General features: G+C 59.9%; 3 protein-coding genes and 1 pseudogene. 1 reads left to right on the forward strand and 3 read right to left on the reverse strand.

Going from position 1 to position 5,329, the window contains the following annotated elements; genetic code table 11:
• A pseudogene (locus ABX749_RS20435) lies at positions 1-586 on the forward strand (hypothetical protein); the annotation flags it as partial.
• Between the two features lie 544 nt (positions 587-1,130).
• Here the strand turns inward: ABX749_RS20435 and ABX749_RS20440 are convergent.
• The 3 genes from ABX749_RS20440 to ABX749_RS20450 all read right to left on the reverse strand — a co-directional run.
• On the reverse strand, positions 1,131-2,876 hold the full coding sequence (locus tag ABX749_RS20440) for a HEAT repeat domain-containing protein (RefSeq protein WP_372897602.1): 1,746 nt from the start codon (positions 2,874-2,876) through the stop codon (positions 1,131-1,133).
• Positions 2,877-2,917: 41 nt separating this feature from the next.
• Positions 2,918-4,582 carry an ABC transporter permease subunit gene (locus ABX749_RS20445; RefSeq protein ID WP_372897603.1) on the reverse strand — a complete coding sequence of 555 codons (1,665 nt, stop codon included), beginning with the start codon at positions 4,580-4,582 and terminating at the stop codon, positions 2,918-2,920.
• A partial coding sequence (locus ABX749_RS20450) for an ATP-binding cassette domain-containing protein (RefSeq protein WP_372897604.1) occupies positions 4,579-5,329 on the reverse strand: 751 nt, incomplete at its 5' end. The genes ABX749_RS20445 and ABX749_RS20450, both read right to left, overlap by 4 nt.

Raw genomic sequence — 5,329 nt, forward strand, 5'->3', positions numbered from 1 at the left:
GCTGGAATTTGACGGCGACAAGGTTCTTTCCAACCTGACGATGAACGTGCCGGCGGGGACGGGTGACTGGTTCGGCAGCTGGGAAGGCAGCAAGGTGTCGCAGCCGGATCTGTACTGCAGCGCCGATGCCACGTCGGGGCGGATGGTGGACTTGATCGAGCGCGGCCAGCCGGCCGTGATGCTGTGTCATTGGCCGGGCATGTATTGCAACGGGACCAAGACGGGATTTGAGGCATTCAAACGCGTGGTCGAATCGCTGGCGTCACGCTTCGGCGACGAGACGTTATGGATGAAGGTCAGTGAAATTGCGCGTTACTGGGCGGCAAAGAAACTGACGGTGCTGACACGGCGCGACCCTGGCACGATCGCTATTGAAGCCCCGCTGGCGTGCAAAGATTTCACGATCTCGGTGGACGCCACGTCAATCACCCAGGCTCCCGCGCTGACGCACGCGGGCAAGCCGATCTCGTTGACAGAAGTTGCCGCGGTTTCACGGTTGAAAAGCGGCACCTTTGCCCGTGCCGATGGCAAGCTGATCATTTGCCTGGATCTGGCCAAGGGTGCAAGCCGACTCGCACTGGTTTGACGGACCTTCGTGGTGACGCAGCTCAACAAGGTAGGCAGGCGTTGCCCCAGGGACCTGATCGCAATGAGTTTAGATTTGTGCAACGGCTATGCACAACCTTCGCGTTTGACGAGGCCTTTGTGTATGGCCGTTGGCCAATCACTCTCGTTCTCGTTTGCGGACCTTGGGCGATGCCCAAGGCTATGGATGTGAACGGCCGTTGGCCGAAACCTGCCACTCAGAACAGATCTGACATGCAAAAGATGTGTAGATACCAATGCCCAAAGGGAGGAGTGTGCGACGACGCGGGGAGGGAGGTTTTGCGTCGTTGGTGGCATTGGTGGGTGCCCGGCCGCGCAACCCTCCCCTCGCTTCGCTCGACCCTCCCGCACACGGGAGGGTGACTTCCTAAATCGATGCGTATGCCCCTCGCTGCGCTCGGACCTGCCTGCCAGGGCGGGTTAACTATTAACTTGGTGCCTATGCCCCCATCATTCTGCCTCCCCCATCATTCTGCCTCCCCCATCGTTTTGCCCGTCATCGTTTTGCCCCGTTTTGCCCCGTTTCACTCGTCGGCGGACACCGGTTTCAGGAACCAGTCTTCGTAGTCGTTGATGATTGGTGAGACGGTCGGCGGCGAGGATTCACCGGTGATCTGCTCGATCGCCCAGTGACAGGAGAAACTGACTTGGCTGCCAAAGTCGGTGGCGAACCGTCGCAAATCCGGCACGGCAGCTTTCGCCTTCATCCGCCCCAGACTTTGCGCACACATCGCTCGCACGGTCCCGTACTCCGGTTCCAGCGATTCGACATCATTGAGTCGCGAGAGCAACATGTTGACCAGATCGTCGGGGGCCTCGTCGGGGTACAGAAACCCGACGCTCCACGATGCGGCGGTCCGGGCCCGCTCGCCGAGTGAAAAACTGCGCGGCACGTAGGCTCGGACCAGCCCGTCGGCTTCGCGGTATTGCATCTGTCCAAAGGCCTGGAAGAGCTGGGACATCAGATCGACCGCGCCGGGTGAGCCCGCATTGAGTTTTCCCTGTCGAAACTGCTGGTGGATTTCGGTCGCGCGCCCCAGCATTGCCGGCAGGTGTTGTTTTTTCCCTAATCGACGGAGCCCCCAACCGGCCGTCACCATCACTTCGCCGCGTGGGTGTCGCAATAGATCAACGAGTCGATCCCCGGCGGGCTTGTAGTCCAAACTGACCAGCACGCGGGCGGCTTGCTGGCAGCCACGCCAGGAGTCTTGATCGAGAATCCCAGACGCTTGCGAGATGACTTCATCGCGAAGCGGCGGAAGCTGGGCCAGTTCAAACAACGCCGCTGCCACTTGCCGGCGTAGACTTGGATTGACATCATCGAGCAGCGTGGCGAGGGACGCGATGTGAGGCACCTGTTTGCCGTCGATCAGCGCCAACGCAATCGTGCGACGGACATTGACGTCTGGACTGGTGATCGCCTGCTCGGTGAAATCGAGCACGAGCTTGGGATCGATTTCATAAAACCGTTGTAACGCTTCGGATTGGACCGCGGTACTGCTGCGGCCCATCAGCGATTGCAGCAACTGGATCGTCGCCGGGTCGGTGTGTCGGCTCAACAGTGCGATGGCCAACAGGTCCGCGACGACATCGCCGTCATCCTGCGCGCCGTCGATCAACTCGGCAGCCAGCGGCTCAAGCCCCGAGGCGGACAGTTGTCCGAGCGACCGCGCCGCGGCCAATCGGATTCCACCGGGCAAGGACACATCTCGGAGATAGCGACGAAGCGGTTTGGATGCGTCGTGCAGTTCCAGGGCGCCCACGCCTTGGATCGCAATCAACAGGGATTGCCGCCGCGCCCCGGTGTCGCTGAGCCGCGTCAGCCACTGCTGAGACATTTCGGGCGACTTCCATTTCACCAACGCGGGTTCGACGAGCGAGGAAATGGCGATCCCGTATTTCTCAGCCAACATCGCCAACAGCGGCGACTGATCGCGGGCGTCCATTGCGATCAATGCACGAACCGCCGCTCGTCTGACCGAGGCGTCCAGTTCGCTCTGCCCGGCCAATTCGACCAGTGCCGGCAAAGCGACATCAATGCCTTCCATTCCCCGGCGGTGTGCGATAGCAATCGTGTCGATCGTCACACGTTGCAATTGGGCGTTGGGCCGGGAAAGCGCTTCCAACCAAAGCGGTATCGCATCGTTGGAGATTACCAGCAGCGATTCTCGATAGGCAAACGCAGGGTCCGTCTCCATCACGTCATCGACGTCCAGGATTGATGACGCCGCGGCCGCCGGATCGGCAGCCCCCGAAGGGATGCTGCACACGGGAAGCGACGTGAGGGCAACGGCAATCCAAACCGCAACCATTAGACGGGACGAGTGAGGCGCCATACTTTTAAACCAAAGACCAAGAACATGAGGGCCGAAAAGCCACCGGCGACGTACCACGCGGCGGGCAGCAGGTTGTAATGCTCAAAACCGGGCGTTTCGATCACGCTGAGTGCCGCGCCGACCGGGTTGATCAGCAACACGCGTTGCACCATTTCGAATCCGAACGGGGCGCCGCGTCCGAGCCAGACCAACAGCGGAACCACGAACAGAGACATCACGACGACGTAGGTGACGGTGGTCGCGACGGCCGTGGTTCGAAACAGACTGCCGACCGCGGCGCTGACCGCCACCGTGTACACCACTGTCCAAGCCAGACAGACCAGCACCAAGTTGACCTGGTACCACATCTGGGGCTGAATGTAGATCATCACCAAGTACCCCGGCAGCGTCGCCATCAACACCAACAACAGCGTCCAGAGCACGCTGAGCAATTTTCCGCGGACGATTTTTAGCGACGACAGCGGTGTCAGACGCAGCAATTCCCAACCACCGCCGTCGCGTTCGCCGCTGATCAGCCCCGAGGTCAGGCTGGGAGTCATCACGACGATCAGGATGACTTGCAAAATCACCATCAATCCGCCGATGGTTTCGGTGCCCCAACTCGTCACACTCGTCGCAGCGGCAAAGGTCAGCACCATGGAGACGACGGCACAGAGCGCGACCAATCGAAACAGCCATTGAGATCGCCCGAAGCGGCGGCAACGAAACTCCTTGACCATGACCGGATTCAGGTACCACGGGATGCCAGGCTTGCGTCGTTGCGGGTCGACAATAAACAGGAAACGTCGCAGCAAGCGGGCGACCAATCCACGGTCATCGGTGATCACGCCTTGTGCCCGTGACTGGTCGAAAATCCGATAGTTCAATCTGGAAATCGTAACCCCGGCAAAGACCAGGCTGCTGACCAACGTGAACAGAATGAACTGCATGTTGCCGGGTGAGCTGATCAGTCCCTTGGAACCCAGTCCGCCCTGTCCCATGATCTGCATCACCACCGGCACGGGCGAAAGGTAGCGCACCCACTGGGCGACGGTTCCCATCACTCCGGATCCGCCGGGAAAAAACGCATCCGGGATCAGCGTCAGAAAGAACAGCGCGAAGATGACCGAATAAGTCAGCCTTACTCCGGCGTCGGTCGATTGCACATAGCTGCTGATCAACATCCCCAACGTGGCGTATTGAAACACCAACAACAACAGCACGAAGTAAAACAGCCCCAGCCCGCTCTTCAGGTCGATGCCTCCCATCGCGTAGCAGGCCGCGGCGCCCGGCAAACTGGCCAGCAAGACCAGCAGGGCGAACAACAAGACGCCGGCGAGCTTGCCGAAATAGATCGACAGAGGGCTGAGCGGCGAATTCAACAACAGGGCCAACGTGCCGGCGTTCTTTTCATTGACGATCGAGGTCGCCGGAAACGCGGGCACCAAAAAAACGACGCCTGCCAACAAGCCGTAACCGAACACACGAAACACCTGGATCGACTGCACACCGCTCAAGTCGACGGTGGCATCGGTCGGCCAGCGCATCAGCACGGCAATCGAAAACGTGATTGTCAGCGCCAACAGCGTTGCGAATGCTTTGGGCGAGCGGACGATTCCGAAAAACTCGCGTTGCACGACGGGATTGAATGCCGAACTCATGAAGCCGCCTCTTGCGTTGCCGGCTGAGTCTGCGGGGCATCGCCGCCGTGACTTCCGCTGGCGACCGACAAAAAGGCATCCTCCAGATCGGTCGGCACTTCGCGAAACTGGGCGATCGCTTCGCCAGACCCCACCAGATGGGACAACAACGGCGTGATTTCCCGATCGTTCAATCCGGTGGTAAAACGAACCATCGTCTCGGTCGTCGCTCCGGTCACTTCGGATTCGTGGTTCATCTCGCGGGACCACGACTCGACCAACGCGACCACACGGTCGACCTGGTCGTGGTCGACCAATTGAATTTCGAAGGTGCGTCGTTGCTGGATATCTCGCATGATTTCGTCCAGCGTGCCGAACGCCCGCAGCCGTCCTTTGGTGATCATGGCCACGATGTCGCACACCCGCGCCAGCTCGGGCAGGATGTGGCTGGTGACGATCAATGTTTTTCCCATGTCCGCCAGCCGTAACAACATCGTTCGCATGTCGATCCGTGCTTGTGGATCAAGCCCGTTGGCCGGTTCGTCCAAGATCATCACTTGGGGATCGTGCATCAGCGTCCGGGCGATTGCCACGCGTTGCTGCATCCCGCGACTGAGTGCATCGACGAACAGATCTTTCATGTATGTCGCGCCGGCGATCTCCAGCACTTCATCAATGCGTACGATCCGCTTGCGACGGCCGATCCCGTAGGCGGCGCCGAAGAAATCCAAATACTCACCGACCCGCATGTTGCTGTACTTGCCGAAA

This window comes from Stieleria sp., assembly GCF_041595215.1.
Lineage (GTDB): Bacteria > Planctomycetota > Planctomycetia > Pirellulales > Pirellulaceae > Stieleria > Stieleria magnilauensis.

Coding starts and splice junctions, on each gene's coding strand:
- ABX749_RS20445 (WP_372897603.1), bottom strand. CDS start 4,582: ATGAGTTCGGCATTCAATCCCGTCGTGCAACGCGAGTTTTTCGGAATC.